Below are 16,480 nucleotides of genomic sequence, written 5' to 3'. Positions count from 1 at the left end.
ATTTGAATCTGAGATTATTTTTGGTTTTCGCGTTCGTTCATGACTTCAAGGTAGCTGTTAGCAAAACGGAACAGCTTTTGAGCTTGAGGATCTTTCAGCATGCGAAGAAGGCCGAAAAGTCCAATTGTTTCGTTGCTTGCTTCCGCGCGGTCTTTTGCTTCAATCGCAGTCGCAGCTACTTCTTTCGCTGTTTCTTTTACAGGCTCAAGAATTTCAGTGATCGCACCGACTGTGTCGCTTTTTAACACTTCGTCAGTCGCTACAGACTGAGCGAAATCATAAGACTTCGTTAAAATATTCACTAACTCAGTCAGCTTCGGAAGCTGGTCAACTAAAACAGTCAATGATTCTTGAACTTCTGGCTTTAATAGCTGATCAATAAGATCTTGCTGGCTTTGGCTGACAGACGCATTTGTTTGATCGATTGTTTCTGGCATATCCAATTCTCCTTTACTATAAGCAGTTTGCTGATTTTTTTGGAAAGGGTAGTGCCTCTCCCTGTCTCACGCTTTTAAGGCATAAGAATAAGGATTGTGAATTCGTGCACAATCATTTACAAAAATAAATGTTTACTACCCAGTTTTTCATCTTGCCATATTCAGTATTATTTTTATCTAAAAATAAACAATTGAATAAGTCAAAATCCTTTACTCTCTCTGAAAATAGCAAACACAAAAAACTCCAATTCGATTACCTTCTATATGATAACACTTTTTGAACAAAATTTGAACGTGAATTGCTTCGATTATGAAATTAATTTATATGGAGCTCATGTCATAACGTTTCTGCGGCACTAGTTATTGACAATCCAACAATTTCTCCCCTTCACTTTACCCATATTTCCAATAGAGGCTCTCTTTTTCCTGTGATCGGATCATTCGCCGGCAACGCCGCCTGCTTAATCTGTTTGACCGCTTCCTCCCGCTCATTCGGTTTCCCCGTCTTCATATCATACTGAACGCCACCGGGATAGGCGCCAAGGACAGTAAAATCGGGGCTTGAGCTGAGCTTTTTATGTCCGACTCCGGCTGGAATCACGACTGCGTCGCCTGATTTGAAAGGGATGGCAGCCCCTTTTTCTCCCCCAAACTGAATCACAGCCTCTCCCCTAAGGGCAATCAGGACTTCATGCGTATTGCTGTGATAATGATGGTATGGAAAAACACTCCCTGACCAGCTGTTTGACCAGCCATGCCGGATGACGATCCGCTCTGCCAGTCCGGTGTCCTTAAGCGCGTTTTGATACACCACGAGCGGAAAATCAGGGTGATTCGGAATCCTGCCGTCATCCGGAAAGAAGTATGTCTGTGTCTCTTTTTCCATCAATTTCACCTCCCTTTTTTGTCTTCCACACATAGCGGTTCGCAAAACATGATGTTTTTCTCATGATTCCATTGATCTGCATGATACCGAATAGTATAGTATAAAAAAATAATGCCAGAATGAGGGATATCATGAAAGCTATCGTTATCGGAATATTGGCTTCACTCTTTTTCGCCGTTACCTTTATATTAAACAGAGCGATGGAGTTATCAGGAGGCAGCTGGCTTTGGAGCTCTTCGCTGCGCTTTATTTTTATGGTGCCATTTTTATGTTTGATTGTCATCATGAGAGGGACATTCACGCCTCTCTTACTAGAGATGAGGAAAAAGCCGTTTTATTGGATCAAATGGAGCTTCGTCGGTTTCGTGCTTTTTTACGCGCCGATTACATTTGCGGCTGCATACGGTCCGGGGTGGCTCATAGCCGGAACCTGGCAAATTACAATTGTAGCCGGGGTACTCTTATCTCCTTTGTTTTATGTCAAACAAGATATGCCGGGCGCTCCGCAGCTCGTTCGCCAAAAGATTCCCCTGGTTTCACTTGGCACTTCTGTGATCATCCTGATTGGAGCGGCTCTGATTCAGCTTCAGCATGCAGAATCGCTTTCTGGGAGGATGCTGCTTTTCAGTGTGCTGCCGGTTGTCATTGCGGCTTTTGCCTATCCGTTAGGAAACCGAAGAATGCTCGAAGAATACGGAGGCCGGCTTGATACATTTCAGCGCGTGCTTGGAATGACATTGGCAAGCCTTCCATTCTGGCTTATATTAGCAGCTTACGGCTGGTGGTCAGATGGCCTTCCAACAGCAAGTCAAACCGTTCAATCCTTTATCGTTGCCGTCAGCTCAGGCATCATTGCGACGGTTTTATTTTTCTGGGCCACTGATATGGTAAGAGACAATCCGCAAAAACTCGCAGCTGTTGAAGCCACTCAATCCGGTGAAGTGATTTTCGCGCTGCTTGGTGAAATTGTTCTGCTGTCAGGCGTTTTCCCATCTCTTTTATCATTTGCCGGTTTATTCATTATAATAGCGGGGATGATGTTACATACCTTCACTTCACAGCCGAGAAAACCGAAAAAGAAAGCACAGTCAAATCTGACTGCGTAGCATCTGCAGGAGAATGGGTGAAAGCCTGTTCTCCTTTATTTGTGCTACCAAAAGGAATCTGTTTCACGTTATAGTTAAATATAATGTCAGCCTACTTATATTGAAAGGTGATTATTGTAATGGAAGCAAACGATCAAACACAAAACATACCAGCCATCTCCTTCAGATCAGTCAGAAAAAGCTATAAACAAGATGGACAAACCTATGATGTGCTGCAGGATGTCACCGGAGACATTCAACAGGGTGCAATCGTAGCCGTTTTAGGTCCTTCCGGCTCAGGCAAAAGCACCCTCCTTTCTATGTGTAATTTAATGAGAACGCCTGACAGCGGCGAAGTCAACATATATGGAAAGGAAGTCAGAGAATGGAATGTCAATGAGCTGAGGCGAACGGCAGCCCTCGCGTTTCAATCGGCTCCCGTGCTCGACGGGACAGTGCGTGACAATTTAAGTCTTGTACAAAGGCTGCATCAATCCCAGCTGTACTCTCCTGAAAAGCTGGCTTCTCTTGCAGGGCTGCCGCCAGAGCTGTTAGATAGAAGCGCCAGAGACTTATCGGGCGGGCAGCGGCAAAGACTGTCACTGGCCAGAACGCTCTCAAATCCTTCCTCCATTCTATTGTTGGACGAAATCACGTCGGCCTTGGACCCGGTTTCTGCTCTTGAGATTGAAGAACTGATCAAACGTCAGCATCAAGAGAAAAAATGGACAGTCATGTGGGTTACTCATAATATGGAGCAGGCAAAACGAGTAGCCGATACCATTTGGTTTATGGCAGATGGCCGGCTGCTTGAAATCGCTGAAACCGAAACATTTTTCTCCGCTCCGCAGCATGAAGCAGCGAAAGAATTTTTGAAGGGAGGCACTCGGTAATGGATTACCTTTCTCTCTCTTTAACGATGATCTTTGTTTTGATCGCCTTGTTTTTATCAAAATCCTTTAAAGCCGGTGTAGAAAAAGACATGATCATCGCCACCATCCGGGCCGCGGTGCAGCTGCTTATCATCGGTTATGTTTTGTCGCTGATTTTTCGCGGAGACCACCCTGTTTTTATCCTGCTGATGGTGCTGTTAATGCTCGCGGTGGCGGCGCAAAATGTCATCAAGCGAAAGAAAAATGCAATCGGTTCATTTTGGAGGGTGTTTGCCGCGTTAGCAATCGTAGAAATGGTGACGCAGGGAATTCTTCTGTCTCTTCATATCATTCCGCTTACGGCACGATATGTCATTCCGATCAGCGGGATGGTCATCGGAAATTCGATGGTGCTCTCAAGTTTGTTTCTAAACCGGCTTAACTCAGAAGTCGGCGTTCGCAAAGAAGAAATTCAATTAATATTGTCACTTGGCGGCACACCGAAGCAATCCATACAGCGCATTCTTACCTCAGCGATGAAAATGAGTATGATCCCGACGCTCGAAAGCCAGAAAACACTGGGTCTTGTCCAGCTTCCCGGCATGATGACTGGCCAGATTCTAGCCGGCGCGGACCCGATTCAGGCAGTACGCTTTCAGCTCTTAATCGTGTTTACAACGATAGCCTCAGCCGCGCTGACTTGTGTAATCTTAAGCGTGCTGACATACCCATCATTATTCACCGTTCATCAGCAGCTGAAGCAGAATGAATGACAGACAAAAGCCGCTTTCCAATGGAAAAGCGGCTTTTTGTACTTGTTATTCCTTTTCTTCATAATACTTGGCCAGCTCAACAATCATCGCACCCATCCGCTCAATCTCTGGCGCAAGCAGTCTCGTAATGCCCTCTTCCCGCAGTGCTTCAGCAGTCACTTTTCCGACAGCAGCTGCGATGGCGCGTTCTTCGAATACCTTCTTCACTTCATTGATATAACCTCGCCCCTTAGCAAAATCAAACAGGGAACGAACCTGAATGGCCGTTGTAAAACAAACGGCATCGATCTCACGGTTCATCAGCTCTCGGCATAACCGCTCCACCGTTTCCTCCTCCGGCGGGATGTGCTGATAAGGCAGAATCGGCAGGACAGACGCGCCTTTTTCTTCAAGAAATGCCATGAGAGCCGGCGCTTTTTCGCCATGAAGCTGCACCATGACTGTTTTTCCTGAAAAGTCGTGAGGCTCCAAAGAACGGATTAAGCCTCTTGTTGTCCCGTCTTCATCCGAAGCTTCCGGTGTGATTCCAAGCTTTTTCAGCGCAGACAGCGTTTTGTATCCCCGGCATGCCGCTTTCGCTTGGCAAATGGCCTGCAGAAACTCATCTTTCAGTCCAATTTTCTCTGCCATATCGACAAGAGTCTCCAACCCGATGCCTGTCGTGAAAATGACCCAGTCAGCTTTTTCTTCCGCAAACGTCCGCAAATCCGGCTCCACCTGCTTCTCTGCTAAGTAAACTGTACCTTGGAGAGGCCGGATGACAGGTATTCCGCCCTGTTTTTCAATGATTGTACTGATTTCTTCCGTTTTTCGTGAGCCACCGATTGCCACACGTTTTCCAAGTAACCCTTTTCCCATACCCGTTTCCTCTCCTCTTTGCATAGGCTTTTTATGTATACAAGCTTATTAAAGCTATTTTGGCGCAAACCAAGGGAGAAATCAAGATAAACCCAAACTCCTAAAATCCATTGAATACGCCGGAAGCTTGCTGTAAGATAAACAGCAGACACGTCTTGTAACGGAGGATCGACATGGAAACAAAAAAAGAAGAATATGAAACAAAAGGCTACGATACATCGATTGTTTACGAATTCAATGAATATCCGGATGCCCGCAGCGGGCGCTGCGACAACTGTGATTACACACTGTTCAAAAGCTCTGTAAAAGGCGGAAAATTTCTTAGAGAATGCCGGAGATGCGGGATGAAAAAAAATATTTAAACAGAAAACCGAAATCAAATTGATTTCGGTTTTTATGTTTTTACTGCGGGACAGCGGATTTTTTCATAAACGCTTCAATCTCAGCTGCCGCACGCTCCGCTCCGCCAGCTTCTTTTACATCCTTTTGCATATTCTTGACGCGGCTGAGCAGCTCTTGATCACTGGATACAGCCTGAACCGCTTCCTGCAGGCTGGAAACAGTCACTTCCTCTTTCGGCAAATAAACGCCAAGGCCTAATTCATCAACCCGATTTGCAGTGAGCTCCTGCTCATACATTTGCGGAATGACGACAAGCGGCACACCTGCGTTCATCGCTTCCATCGTACTGTTCATCCCGCCATGAGAGATGAACAAATCAGCTTTCTCTAACACCTCAAGCTGCGGCACACTTTGGCGAATGGTAAAGTTAGCAGGAATATCCTCCAAGCTTTCTGGATCAATCGTTTTCCCAACAGACATGATCACTTGCCATGAAGAATCCCGAAATGCCTTGATGCACATCTTGTAAAATTCCGGCCATGCGTTAAACGCCGTACCCAAAGAAATCAGCATAAGCGGGCGATCATCCTTGTCAATCAACAGGCTTTCTTTTTCCTTCCGTTCTCCGAGAGAGGGGCCGACAAAACAGAAACGGTCATCGAACGTCTCATGCTGAATCTGAAAAGACTTCGGCATAAAGACAATATTTAATGCTTCCGGCACAGCTAACTGTTCAAATGAAACAGCCGGCAACTTCTCTTGCTCCAAGTAGGCTTTAAATTCAGCCTCTGCTTCTTTTATTTTCTTCAGCATGTCTTCATTTCCTAACTGAAAGGATTCATTTTGGGCATATGACGAACAGAGCTTAATGACCGGAACATTAAGCTTTTCAGCAAACAATTTACCAGCCAGCGCAACAAAGTCATAGATGATCAGATCAGGCTGATCATCCTTATATAACTCCTCAAGCTGCGGCAGAATGCTGAGTGATTCTTTCAAAAGGCTGAGGGGCGCGTCATTCTTTTCCATCATCTCCCTGATTTGCTTAGGATCAATATTCAAGGATGTATGATAGATCAATGCTTCTCCACCGGCTTGCTGAACAGCGGGCGCAAACTCCTCAGTCGTCGCGTACGTGACACGGTGCCCTTTCTCACAAAGCTTCTCTACTAAAGCAAGCGTAGGATTGACATGTCCGTACGCCGGGATATTGATCATCGAAATATGGTACTTTTTCATGAATCTCCAGTCTCCTTATCTATTACATTTTCACACGGAAGCTCTTTAATCCGTATATCACACTGTTTTCAATCGGAGTGATACTGACGCACTCCATATGAGGAAAAGCAGAAATCAAAGACGTTAACGCGATATTTGCTTCAAGACGGGCAAGCGGGGCCCCAAGGCAAAAATGGATGCCGTGGCCAAACGCAATATGCGGATTGGGATGGCGGCGGATATCAAACATGTGCGGTCTGTCAAACTTTGCTTCATCACGATTTGCCGATGCCACAAACGCCAAAACCATATCACCTTCTTTAATCAGGTGCCCCCCGATCTCCGTATCCCGCTTGGCAATGCGCCTCAAAACCGGGGCCGGCGCTCTGAAACGCAAGGCTTCCTCCACTGCCTGAGGCATCAGTTCAGGATGGCTGCGCAGTTCCTCGTAAACGCCTGGCGTTTCTAATATGCTGTACATCGCATTTGAAATCAGGTTTGTAGTGGTTTCATTTCCGGCCACCAGCAGCAGCGTGCAAAACGGAATCAGCTCTTCACCGGACAGCTTCTCGCCTGTTTCTTCCGCTTCCACTAAAATAGAAATAATATCCTGTTCCGGTTTGTTTCGCTTTTCTTCTATGATGCCGGCAAAAAACGCGGCCAGTTCTTCCTCACACTTATCTCGTTCTTCCAAAAAGGCTTTTTCAGCTTCTTCACTTTTATCCTTCGGTGTACTGACCAGAAGATCAGACCATGCTTTAAACTGTTCCATATGCGCTGAAGGCACTCCCAGCAGCTCAGATATCACAATAACCGGAAGCGGGTATGAAAAATCGTGAACAAGGTCAAACTCACTGCGCCCCTGAAATTTTTGAATCAGTTCATCTGTGATTTCTTGAATTCTCGGTTCCCATTGCTTCATCACGCGCGGAGTAAAGGCTTTGTTCACGACTGAACGGATTTTTGTATGCTTCGGCGGGTCCATGTTAATGATGGAATTTCCAATAGAGCTTGTCTGCTGCGGCATGCAACTGGAAAACAACTCTTTATCCCCAACAACTTTTTTGACATCATCATAAAGAAAAACGCTCCACACTTGGTTTTCTTCATCAAAGGAAACAGGCGCATCCTTTCTCATCGATTCATACCATGGAAACGGATGATACGCATCCTGTTTGTTTTTCCCATTGAGCAGCGCTCGCTGCAAGGCTTGCCGGCGGTTTAACACATTCATGTACGGTCACTCCCCTTGAAAGAATTCAGCAATTAATGTTCCACTTCACCTCCCGCTTTCGAAAAAGAGAGGGACTACCACAAATAATTAAATTGATAACAGCAGGCAGGCGATCACGATGTTCGATGCAGGCATCATATATTCCCCCTCGAATTTCGTTCATCTTACCATAATCTTTCAATTTTTTTCTATTCTGCACTGCTGTTTTGGCTCACAACGTGACCTTAGGCATAAGCACGCAAATCCAATATGGATTCAATTGCACCGCTCCGCTCAAAAAACGCCTCTGTTTTCAACCAAATGCACTAACTCCAAAAATGACTTTCCCATTATGTAAAATAATTTGGTTCTATGATTAAATAGAAGGTAAAAGGTGAAGGAGAGAACAACGTGGCAGCACAGACTGATTACAAAAAACAAGTTGTCGGAATCCTACTTTCACTTGCATTCGTACTCTTTGTGTTCTCTTTTTCTGAGAGACATGAAAAACCGCTTGTTGAGGGAAAAAAACAGGAAAACTGGCATACTGTCGTCGACAAAGCCTCCGTCAAAATTTATGGCAGCCGATTAGTTGAAGAAAACAAATTAAAGCAAAAACTCGGCCATAAACAAGCCGATTCTATTTTGACCCTTCTGAAACTCGCCAACGAAAAACACATTACATTATAAAAAAGAAAGAGCCCACAGGCTCTTTCTTTTTTAGTCAAATATCGTTTTCTTGTCCGGATGGCGCAAAAAGTCAAACAGCATGCTAAGCTGTGAGGGTGTGTTTCGTTTAGGAGAAAGCGGCGGGAGTCTGTCTTCCGGAAAAAAAGCGGCATGATTCGTCTCGATCCCTGTTTCCCCCTGCCCGCCCGTCATGCTGCATGCGATGAAGATTTTATAATAGTGATAAGGCTGAGGGGGATGAGAGTGTTTATGGCTGTCTAGCACGGCCAGCAATCGAGACGGCTCTGTATCGTACCCCGACTCTTCTTTGATTTCCTTGACAACGTTTTCAGCCGGCGATAAACCAATCTCGCAAAATCCGCCCGGCAGCGACCACAGCTCATCATGCTTCTCCCGGACAAGCAAAATCTGATTCTCTCTGAATACAGCGCCGCGAACATCCGCTTTCGGTGTTGGATAGCCCTTCTCGCCTTGCCATAAATCAGTGATAACTTCAATGTCCTTCTCCGAGTAATCCGCCATCATTTCCGCGCTAAGCTTCATTAGCTCTTCGTACCTCTCCCTGTCGTACACATCCTTGGAAAAAGCAAGCCCCGCTTGGGCGATCGCCCGAATCCGCTGTGCCCGTTCCAGCCATTTGGTTTGCACTTTTATCACTCATCCTTTCAAGTCAAGTTTCGCTATAAAAAATGCACGTTTTCCACAGATGAAAAACGTGCAACTGTAAATTAGCTTCTAATCTAACTTCACCAAGTAATCAATATCGTCCTTTACTCTCTCTTCTGTATTACTGCTATTTGTATCAGCTAAAAACGGATTATATACCAGTGTGTAATGTTTCTGTTCTCCTTTAGGGATGACATAACTGAGTACACCTGTAACCTTTTTCCCCGATACTAGTGTTCCTCCCATAAGGATTCTGCCCTTCTCTTCTATAGAAAAAACAGGCCGCACTGATTGATCATTCTTATCTCTTAAATCAAACCCGATAAAATTGTAGCTTATTGAATCTTCCCCTATATTTTCCATCGTAACTTCTATAATAAGCCGTTCCTCATCATCTTTTATTGTTTTTGTCTCCTCATTTACAGCTCCGCCAACATTCATATATTCACCTTTTTGCACTCTATCAACTTTATTCACTGTAAAATTCGTATGTCCTGCTTTAAATGTTTCTCCTATTTTATGTATTTGATCATCTTTTTTGGTCTTCGGCTCACCGCCTTTTTTCAATTCCTTATCAAGTTCCTTTTCAAGCTCTTCTTGCGATTTTTTCTCTTTCGGTTTTTCCTTCTCTGACGCATCGCTCGATTGGCTGCACGCAGAAAGCGCTAACCCGATCGTCAAGACAAATAATAGTAATAAGACTTTTTTCATGATTGTTCCCCCATCTAAAGTAATCGATTTCTATTATAATCAGATTTTTCCTTTTCTTAACAGGTAAGAAAGTAACGATTATTTCTATCTCATTCATCACAATCTTACTTCTTCCTAGTATTTGAATATTTTTTACTAGTCCATTAGACCTTTTCATCAAAAAACCCGAGCTGGCTGAAGCCGCTCGGGTGGGAGGTCAATCTCGCTTATTCATTCCTCTTTTCTCTCGGGGTTCCTGATGATGTTTTTGGTGTTCCGGAGGCTGCGTCGTGCGTTCCAGCTCCTTTGTATCTTGTCCCATTCCTTTTAAAAAGGAAAAGAGCAGTGTAATTGATTTGTTGATTTCCGGGTCTTTTAGCGAGCGGATAATATCAAAATAACCTGTCTTTTCTTCACTGTTTTTCTGCTCTACAGCGCTTGCCACACCCGCATTCACTTTCAAAATGAGAGGCTCCAGCTGCTTCACGTCCAGCATGCCGAGTGTTCCAAACAGAAGAAGCAGATTTTTCAGCGTATTGGCTGTTTCCTCTGTATCTGCCTTTTTCACCAGGATATCAAGAACTTTATCCCCTTGACCAAAAAGGCCGCGGAGCAACGGCAGGACACCGCGCTCGTTCATATGGCCCAGCATATGCAATGTTTCGAGAATCGCTTCTTTGTGGTCAATTAGAGCATCTTCAATTTCCCGCAAATCACGCTTTCGCTGATCCTCTTCTGTTACCTCGATTTTTTGGATTCGTTTAATCGCTTTAGCCATTATGGCCCATCCCCCTTTTCACAGCGTCACCAGGGAAAATATAATCCTTCCGCGCCCATTTCTTATGAACCTGCACACCGATTTGCGGCTGCGGATTGCCGTTGCGGTGGTTGATCTTAGGCAGCGGGCTGATTCCGTCGTGCTTCAAAATTTCCATCTTGGCCGATGTTTCTTTGTAAGCAGGCGTATCGGTATCCTTATCGGCATGGCTGCCTGTTAACAGGTTGATCGCCGCTTCCCCTGAATCGTTCATTGGCAGATATACTTCCTTCCCTTTGACTCGATCAGTAATCAGGCACTTCACTTTGACATTTCCGAAAGGCGATGTGAGTCTGACGAGGGTTCCGTCCTGAATCCCTCGTTCTGCCGCAAGCTCAGGAGAAATTTCTAAGAAAACTTCCGGTGTTTTCTCCGAAATCCCTTTTGATTTGTAAGTCAGGTTCCCTTCGTGGAAGTGCTCCAAGAGCCGCCCATTGTTGACATGGATATCATATTCCTCACCGAATTCCTCAGGCTCTGTCCACTGGACAGGGTAGAGAATGGCCTTGCCGTCCGGGAAAGGGAAGCGCTCTGTAAAGAGTAAAGGCGAATCCTTTCCATCAGCGTTTACAGGCCATTGCAGGGAATTATAGCCCTCAAGACGTTCATAGGTGACACCGGCATAAATCGGCGACAGCTTGGCTGCTTCCTCCATAATGTCTGCAGGATGCTCATAGTGCCAGCCGGCGCCAAGCTTATTGGCAACCTCCATAATAATCTGCCAATCCGGCTTTGATTCACCCAGCGGTTCAAATACCTGATACAAACGCTGAATCCGGCGTTCTGTGTTTGTAAACGTTCCTTCTTTTTCAAGGCTTGGGCTCGCAGGAAGAACCACATCAGCAAACTCCGCTGTACGTGAAAGGAAAATGTCCTGCACCACAAAGAAATCAAGCTTTTCATATGCGGCATGTACATGATTGATGTTGGAATCCACCAAGCCCATTTCTTCACCTTTTACATACATCGCTTTCAACTGTCCGGAATGGATTTTTTCAATCATTTCGTGGTTGGTCATGCCCGGCTCCTTCGGCAGCGGCACACCCCACACCCGCTCGTATTTTTGACGGACTTGTTCATCCGTCACTTTTTCATAGCCCAGTAGTCTGTCAGGCATACTCCCGAAGTCACTTGCTCCCTGCACGTTATTATGGCCGCGCAATGGGTAAGAACCTGCTCCCGGTTTTCCGTAGTTTCCTGTCACAAGCAGCAGGTTAGAGATCGCCGTGCTCGTGTCGCTTCCTCCAATGTGCTGTGTCACGCCCATCGCCCACAATGCGCACACACTGTCAGCTTGCCCGATCATCTCTGCCATTTGGATAAGGGTTTCTTGATCAATCCCGGTTTTCTCCTCAGCATATTCAAGTGTGTACGGCGCGAGGCTTTTTACATATTCATCCCGTCCGTTCACTCTTTCTCTCAAAAATCGTTCATCGGCCTTGCCGTTTTCTATTAAATATTTGGCGATCGCATTCAGCCATACGATATCCGATCCGGCACGCGGCTGGACAAATAAATCGGAGCGTTCTGCCATTTCGTGTTTTCTGATATCCGCGACGATCACTTTCTGCCCTCTCAGCTTATGAGCCCGTTTAATGCGAGTGGATAAGACTGGATGCGACTCAGACGTGTTCGAACCGATAATCAAAACAAGGTCCGCTTGCGCGATATCTGTAATTGATCCTGAATCACCGCCATAGCCGACTGTCCGGAACAGGCCGGCAGTCGCAGGAGATTGGCAATAGCGGGAGCAGTTGTCCACATTATTTGTGCCAATGACCCCTCTGGCCAGCTTTTCCATAAGATAGGATTCTTCATTTGTACATTTAGAAGATGTAATAAAAGCGAGAGAATCCGGGCCAAACGCCTCTTTTAATTCAGTGAACTTGCTGGCGATCAGCGATAACACCTCCTCCCACTCTGCTTCACGGAAATGATCGCCTTCCCGGATCAGCGGCTTTGTCAGGCGTTCTTCGCTGTTGACGAAATCCCAGCCGAACTTGCCTTTCACACAAGTAGAAATGCCGTTGGCTGGCGCTTCCTCCTGCGGCTCTACTTTCAGAATGTCTCTGCCCTTTGTCCAGACATCAAAGCTGCAGCCGACGCCGCAATACGTGCAGACGGTTTTCGTTTTTTTGATTCGTTCATCACGCATGGCCGATTCCATATCAGAAATGGCGAGAATCGAGCCGTAGCCTGTCTCTACGCCTTTCGTGATCTCAATCATCGGTCGCAGCGTTTCGTTATTGATGCCTGTTAAATATCCGGCTTCCCCTTCCATTCCTTTTTCCATCATCGCGTTGCACGGACAGACCGTTGAACAATGGCCGCATGACACACATGACGACTCATTGATCGGCACGTCGTTATCCCAAATGACGCGCGGGCGTTTCCGCTCCCAGTCAATGGTCAGCGTTTCAGTTACCTGAACGTCCTGGCATGCCTCAACACAGCGTCCGCACAAAATACATTGATCTGGATCATACCGATAAAACGGATGGGATTCATCCTTATGGTATGGCTTGTGATCAAACGGAATGCTTTGGTGATTGATTTTCATTTCCTTCACCGTATTATGTATTTCGCATCCCCCATTGTTGTAATCGCAAACTGTACAATAAAGCTCATGATTATATAAAATCTTGTCCATCCCGATGACCTGCGCTTTTTTCACGTCAGGTGAGAGCGTATCAATGATATCCCCATCCTTTAATTCAGCGGAGCACGACCTCTTCAGCTCACCATTGATGCTGACGATGCACGTATCACATGTCTCAATCGGCCCTAAGCTTGGATGATAGCAAACTTGCGGCACTTCAATCGAGCTGTTATTCAAAAGCTGCAGCACCGTCTGTTCCTCGGACGCTTCCATTTCAACGCCGTTTATTGTGATTTTTTTCTTGCCAGGCATCTCCATTCCCCTTTCTTGCTTTATATACCGAATTACCTATTTCAGTTCCCTTACAACAACTCAATAAAACATACAAAGCGCACTCACATGTTTTATTGCACTAACACCGGGAAACGGGATGGTAGATAAAAAAGGAGGGATTAACATGAAAAAGACAATGTCTGCTATTACCGCTGCGGCAGCAGTAACAAGCTGTTTTACCGGCTTTGGGGCTGCGTCCTTTTCAGCACCGGCAAAGGCCGCAGCTCAAACAAACACACTCTCAGAAAACACGAATCAATCAGCCGCCGAGCTTGTCAAAAACCTCTATAACACCGCCTATAAAGGGGAAATGCCTCAGCAGGCGCAAGGCCTTACCATTAACAAAAGCACAAAAGGGGATGTCCACGCTGCGTTTGGGGAACCGGAAAGACCAGTCGGGGGAGACAATCGATTTGATTTATATCACTGGAATATGGGACAGCCGGGCTACGGATTTTCCTATCATAAAGACATGACAATTTCAGAAATCCGCTACTTTGGAACCGGTGTGGAACGTCAGCTGAATTTAGGCGGAGTTACGCCGGAAGTGCTGCAGAAGCAATTAGGACCAGCAAATCGGGTGTTAACCGTCCCGTTTACCGATGAAATCGATTATGTATATGATACAGGCCGCTATGAACTCCATTTTGTAATAGGCACAGATCAGACAGCCGACCATGTAAACCTAAAAGCAAAATAAACACCCTATGCGGCTATTCAGCCGCTTTTTTAGTGGACAAATAAAAGCTATATTCCTTACAATACAGGGAGATGAAAAAGAGACGGGGTATCAATTCGCAATGAAGCGAAATCGTTGGATATATGCAGTTTTCACCGTACTGATCATTGGGCTGGGGCTTGGATCCAGAGCATTCTCCAGTGTTCTTCCTGATACTCTCAATACTTATCTGGGAGACTCGTTGTGGGCCGCCATGATCTTTACGGGATGCGGATTTCTATTTCGGAAGCTGAAGACAATGATAACGGGCATTATCAGTCTTTCTTTCTGTTTTGTCATTGAATTCAGCCAGCTCTATCATGCCGAATGGATCGACCAGATTAGGGATACTTCTCTTGGCGGGCTTGTACTGGGGTACGGTTTTTTATGGAGCGATATCGAAGCATATACAATCGGAATTGCCGCCTGTGCCGCCATAGAACTGCTGGTTTTGGGAATCAAAAAGCGCCGCTGTATGTGACGCTTTTTTCATGTAGAAAACAGCCCGCATTGAGAAAGAATGGTCTTCGCATCCAAACGTGTGGCCTCGCTTATCGTGATATGATGTTGATTCATAAATGACTGAACGGCATGATAGCCAACTGCATAACCCGCAAAAGCCGATAAATCTGCAGGCTTAAAGCCTTGGTCGTTAGCAATTGGATCACCAAACATATAACGGCTGACTTCCGAAACTCCTTTCACATCCAACACCTCATTAATCACATCAATGGAATATTGCAAATCCTCATGATCAAAACGAGTTACCCAAGGGCCCAATCGTTCCGTACCAAACAGCTCTCTGGCGAATGATTCCGCCAATCCTTCAATCACAAGATAATCCCCGACACTTACAGAGCCATGATGAAAATCTATATACGAAAACCGCACATTATGATGAAACTCATGAGCAATAATGGAAGGAATCCTTGGCAGGTTATAACGGTTCGGATTAATCCATACATGAATAAAGCCCGGTATCCCGCCAAACCCGCAGTAGCCTTTTTGCAGCTGAAGCTTATTTGGATCAGCGATATAAAGGCCGAATTTGATCTCCTTTGCATTCACCCGCAGCTGTTCGCGCTCATCAAAAAGTATGCATTGCCGAAGTGCAGATTCCGCAGTCTCTGAAACATGTGATTCTTTCAGTATTCGCAGTGCTTTCTGTCCGATTTCAACATCACGGACATCCAAATAGCCAAGCATTTTCGCAGCCATGATCACATCATAGCCGTTTGGCTCCTTCGCTTTCAGCGGAACATGGATGGCGGTCCACATCTTTTCAAACGGCCTCATCATCGTATACCGAAATACATCTTCTCTTTTCTGTTCTTCCATTGAAAACAGCTTTTCGTATTGCTCAAAGGTCTTTTCCATTACTAGATTCATCCTGATTCCCTCCTTGTCAAAAACATACGATATGCCGCAGCGTAAGGGTCAACAAGAGAAATTAAGCCATTTTTCACTGTAAAATCATACAAACCCGCCGATAGGTAAGGCATAGGAGGTGGAACCATGGATATTCCTGCTTTATCGGTTGCGATGCATCAAGCATCCCTTGCCCAGAATGTAAATATTGCTTTAACGAAAAAAATGCTGGACACCGCCCAGCAAAATGCCGATCAAACCTTAAAGATGATTCAACATCCAACTCTCGGACAAACCATTGATGTAAAAGCATAACCTCATACCAGAGGCGGCCAAGAACTCCATCCTCCCGGCCGCCTTTATTGTTCACAAAAAAGCATGCATGTTTTGATTGTTCCTCCATATGATTTATTGTTTGCCATATTAAGGAGGTCATAAATTGAAAAGACTGTTTATGAAGGCTTCATTGGTGTTATTCGCAGTAGTATTTGTTTTTGCCGTCAAAGGTGCACCCGCCAAGGCGGAAACCCATGCCTACGATGGAAAAAGCCCTTATTACAATGATTGTGCGTCCAGCGGCTCTACAAAAAAATCCTCAAACTTAGTGAATGCCAGCAATCAAGTCATCGGAGTAGTCGAGCTTAAATTCAGCAGTACATGTAAAACGGCTTGGGCAAAAATCACGATGAATAATACATTGACGTCTGGCTATGAAGCAAATGCGGAGATTACCCGGAACACAGACGGAAAAAGATATAATTGTGATTCTGCAGGCGGCAATGGAAAAGCGGTGGCCGGCCAAAAGTCTTGCTATACACCGATGGTATATGATTTAGATCCAAGGACTTCTTACGCTTTCGGCAAGTATTCAGGACCAAACTTAAATGTTTGGGCCACCACAGGCTCTTATTAAAT

The 16,480-nt window shown here is 45.4% G+C and carries 19 protein-coding genes; 9 read left to right on the top strand and 10 right to left on the bottom strand.

Translation table 11 applies throughout. The features are described from left to right. Window positions 1-14: 14 nt before the first annotated feature. The gene (locus NST79_RS06830) at window positions 15-437 is read right to left on the bottom strand and encodes a DUF1641 domain-containing protein (RefSeq protein ID WP_003220510.1); all 423 of its coding nucleotides are present in this window, start codon (window positions 435-437) and stop codon (window positions 15-17) included. A gap of 388 nt (window positions 438-825) precedes the next feature. Then, window positions 826-1,323: a cupin domain-containing protein gene (locus tag NST79_RS06825; RefSeq protein ID WP_029317652.1), complete on the bottom strand. Its 498-nt coding sequence runs from the start codon at window positions 1,321-1,323 to the stop codon at window positions 826-828. Window positions 1,324-1,454: 131 nt separating this feature from the next. Here NST79_RS06825 and NST79_RS06820 point away from each other — a divergent pair, with 131 nt between their 5' ends. From NST79_RS06820 to fetB, 3 genes are all read left to right on the top strand, one after another. Then, on the top strand, window positions 1,455-2,429 hold the full coding sequence (locus NST79_RS06820) for a multidrug resistance efflux transporter family protein (RefSeq protein ID WP_048655274.1): 975 nt from the start codon (window positions 1,455-1,457) through the stop codon (window positions 2,427-2,429). A 119-nt stretch (window positions 2,430-2,548) separates the two neighbouring features. Continuing rightward, the gene (locus tag NST79_RS06815; RefSeq protein ID WP_048655273.1) at window positions 2,549-3,301 is read left to right on the top strand and encodes a phosphate ABC transporter ATP-binding protein; all 753 of its coding nucleotides are present in this window, start codon (window positions 2,549-2,551) and stop codon (window positions 3,299-3,301) included. After that, window positions 3,301-4,053 carry an iron export ABC transporter permease subunit FetB gene (fetB, locus tag NST79_RS06810; RefSeq protein ID WP_212059141.1) on the top strand — a complete coding sequence of 251 codons (753 nt, stop codon included), beginning with the start codon at window positions 3,301-3,303 and terminating at the stop codon, window positions 4,051-4,053. The genes NST79_RS06815 and fetB overlap by 1 nt, the downstream gene beginning before the upstream one ends. A gap of 45 nt (window positions 4,054-4,098) precedes the next feature. On the opposite strand, the gene NST79_RS06805 is transcribed toward fetB, so the two are convergent. Continuing rightward, the gene (locus NST79_RS06805; RefSeq protein WP_212059139.1) at window positions 4,099-4,911 is read right to left on the bottom strand and encodes a uroporphyrinogen-III synthase; all 813 of its coding nucleotides are present in this window, start codon (window positions 4,909-4,911) and stop codon (window positions 4,099-4,101) included. 173 nt (window positions 4,912-5,084) lie between these two features. On the opposite strand from NST79_RS06805, the gene NST79_RS06800 reads away from it, so the two are divergent. Continuing rightward, the gene (locus NST79_RS06800) at window positions 5,085-5,273 is read left to right on the top strand and encodes a hypothetical protein (protein WP_003232781.1); all 189 of its coding nucleotides are present in this window, start codon (window positions 5,085-5,087) and stop codon (window positions 5,271-5,273) included. A gap of 40 nt (window positions 5,274-5,313) precedes the next feature. On the opposite strand, the gene NST79_RS06795 is transcribed toward NST79_RS06800, so the two are convergent. Both NST79_RS06795 and yjiB read right to left on the bottom strand, forming a co-directional pair. Next, the gene (locus NST79_RS06795; RefSeq protein WP_212059131.1) at window positions 5,314-6,492 is read right to left on the bottom strand and encodes a glycosyltransferase; all 1,179 of its coding nucleotides are present in this window, start codon (window positions 6,490-6,492) and stop codon (window positions 5,314-5,316) included. A gap of 22 nt (window positions 6,493-6,514) precedes the next feature. Further along, complete coding sequence (gene yjiB, locus NST79_RS06790; RefSeq protein ID WP_003232789.1) at window positions 6,515-7,705, bottom strand: monooxygenase YjiB; 1,191 nt, start codon at window positions 7,703-7,705, stop codon at window positions 6,515-6,517. 390 nt (window positions 7,706-8,095) lie between these two features. Here yjiB and NST79_RS06785 point away from each other — a divergent pair, with 390 nt between their 5' ends. Beyond that, a complete protein-coding gene (locus NST79_RS06785) occupies window positions 8,096-8,374 on the top strand; it encodes a hypothetical protein (protein ID WP_003232791.1) in 279 nt (92 codons plus the stop codon). Between the two features lie 30 nt (window positions 8,375-8,404). Here NST79_RS06785 and NST79_RS06780 read toward each other — a convergent pair whose 3' ends face one another. The 4 genes from NST79_RS06780 to fdhF all read right to left on the bottom strand — a co-directional run bounded on the left by NST79_RS06780 (window position 8,405) and on the right by fdhF (window position 13,458). After that, window positions 8,405-9,031, bottom strand: coding sequence for an NUDIX hydrolase (locus tag NST79_RS06780; RefSeq protein ID WP_076457825.1), 627 nt, complete (start codon window positions 9,029-9,031; stop codon window positions 8,405-8,407). A 78-nt stretch (window positions 9,032-9,109) separates the two neighbouring features. Next, on the bottom strand, window positions 9,110-9,751 hold the full coding sequence (locus NST79_RS06775; RefSeq protein ID WP_003244850.1) for a DUF4352 domain-containing protein: 642 nt from the start codon (window positions 9,749-9,751) through the stop codon (window positions 9,110-9,112). Between the two features lie 196 nt (window positions 9,752-9,947). Beyond that, complete coding sequence (locus tag NST79_RS06770) at window positions 9,948-10,508, bottom strand: DUF1641 domain-containing protein (protein WP_003232799.1); 561 nt, start codon at window positions 10,506-10,508, stop codon at window positions 9,948-9,950. Continuing rightward, entirely contained in the window at window positions 10,501-13,458 is a 2,958-nt protein-coding gene (fdhF, locus tag NST79_RS06765; RefSeq protein ID WP_212059129.1) for a formate dehydrogenase subunit alpha, read from the bottom strand. Before fdhF ends, NST79_RS06770 begins: the two co-directional genes overlap by 8 nt. A 145-nt stretch (window positions 13,459-13,603) precedes the next feature. Here fdhF and NST79_RS06760 point away from each other — a divergent pair, with 145 nt between their 5' ends. Together NST79_RS06760 and NST79_RS06755 are read left to right on the top strand one after the other, a co-directional pair. Next, on the top strand, window positions 13,604-14,179 hold the full coding sequence (locus NST79_RS06760) for a YjgB family protein (RefSeq protein WP_014476503.1): 576 nt from the start codon (window positions 13,604-13,606) through the stop codon (window positions 14,177-14,179). Between the two features lie 100 nt (window positions 14,180-14,279). Then, complete coding sequence (locus tag NST79_RS06755; protein ID WP_017697549.1) at window positions 14,280-14,678, top strand: DUF2809 domain-containing protein; 399 nt, start codon at window positions 14,280-14,282, stop codon at window positions 14,676-14,678. 8 nt (window positions 14,679-14,686) lie between these two features. Here the strand turns inward: NST79_RS06755 and NST79_RS06750 are convergent, their stop codons facing one another. Then, window positions 14,687-15,586 (bottom strand): DUF2268 domain-containing protein, encoded by a 900-nt coding sequence (locus tag NST79_RS06750; protein ID WP_212059127.1) that lies wholly within the window; start codon window positions 15,584-15,586, stop codon window positions 14,687-14,689. 126 nt (window positions 15,587-15,712) lie between these two features. Here NST79_RS06750 and NST79_RS06745 point away from each other — a divergent pair, with 126 nt between their 5' ends. Beyond that, on the top strand, window positions 15,713-15,880 hold the full coding sequence (locus NST79_RS06745; protein ID WP_014476499.1) for a YjfB family protein: 168 nt from the start codon (window positions 15,713-15,715) through the stop codon (window positions 15,878-15,880). Window positions 15,881-16,004: 124 nt separating this feature from the next. Then, on the top strand, window positions 16,005-16,478 hold the full coding sequence (locus NST79_RS06740) for a YjfA family protein (RefSeq protein WP_003244679.1): 474 nt from the start codon (window positions 16,005-16,007) through the stop codon (window positions 16,476-16,478). Window positions 16,479-16,480 lie beyond the last annotated feature (2 nt).

Origin of the sequence: Bacillus sp. PS196, assembly GCF_037963555.1 — a bacterium.
Lineage (GTDB): Bacteria > Bacillota > Bacilli > Bacillales > Bacillaceae > Bacillus > Bacillus subtilis.
Note: the sequence above shows the minus strand (reverse complement) of the source record. Positions and strands in the feature narration are given on the sequence as shown.

Coding starts and splice junctions, on each gene's coding strand:
- NST79_RS06770 (WP_003232799.1), bottom strand. CDS start 10,508: ATGGCTAAAGCGATTAAACGAATCCAAAAAATCGAGGTAACAGAAGAG.
- yjiB (WP_003232789.1), bottom strand. CDS start 7,705: ATGAATGTGTTAAACCGCCGGCAAGCCTTGCAGCGAGCGCTGCTCAAT.
- NST79_RS06745 (WP_014476499.1), top strand. CDS start 15,713: ATGGATATTCCTGCTTTATCGGTTGCGATGCATCAAGCATCCCTTGCC.
- NST79_RS06795 (WP_212059131.1), bottom strand. CDS start 6,492: ATGAAAAAGTACCATATTTCGATGATCAATATCCCGGCGTACGGACAT.
- NST79_RS06825 (WP_029317652.1), bottom strand. CDS start 1,323: ATGGAAAAAGAGACACAGACATACTTCTTTCCGGATGACGGCAGGATT.
- NST79_RS06815 (WP_048655273.1), top strand. CDS start 2,549: ATGGAAGCAAACGATCAAACACAAAACATACCAGCCATCTCCTTCAGA.
- fetB (WP_212059141.1), top strand. CDS start 3,301: ATGGATTACCTTTCTCTCTCTTTAACGATGATCTTTGTTTTGATCGCC.
- NST79_RS06820 (WP_048655274.1), top strand. CDS start 1,455: ATGAAAGCTATCGTTATCGGAATATTGGCTTCACTCTTTTTCGCCGTT.
- NST79_RS06800 (WP_003232781.1), top strand. CDS start 5,085: ATGGAAACAAAAAAAGAAGAATATGAAACAAAAGGCTACGATACATCG.
- NST79_RS06755 (WP_017697549.1), top strand. CDS start 14,280: ATGAAGCGAAATCGTTGGATATATGCAGTTTTCACCGTACTGATCATT.
- fdhF (WP_212059129.1), bottom strand. CDS start 13,458: ATGCCTGGCAAGAAAAAAATCACAATAAACGGCGTTGAAATGGAAGCG.
- NST79_RS06775 (WP_003244850.1), bottom strand. CDS start 9,751: ATGAAAAAAGTCTTATTACTATTATTTGTCTTGACGATCGGGTTAGCG.
- NST79_RS06760 (WP_014476503.1), top strand. CDS start 13,604: ATGAAAAAGACAATGTCTGCTATTACCGCTGCGGCAGCAGTAACAAGC.
- NST79_RS06750 (WP_212059127.1), bottom strand. CDS start 15,586: ATGAATCTAGTAATGGAAAAGACCTTTGAGCAATACGAAAAGCTGTTT.
- NST79_RS06830 (WP_003220510.1), bottom strand. CDS start 437: ATGCCAGAAACAATCGATCAAACAAATGCGTCTGTCAGCCAAAGCCAG.
- NST79_RS06805 (WP_212059139.1), bottom strand. CDS start 4,911: ATGGGAAAAGGGTTACTTGGAAAACGTGTGGCAATCGGTGGCTCACGA.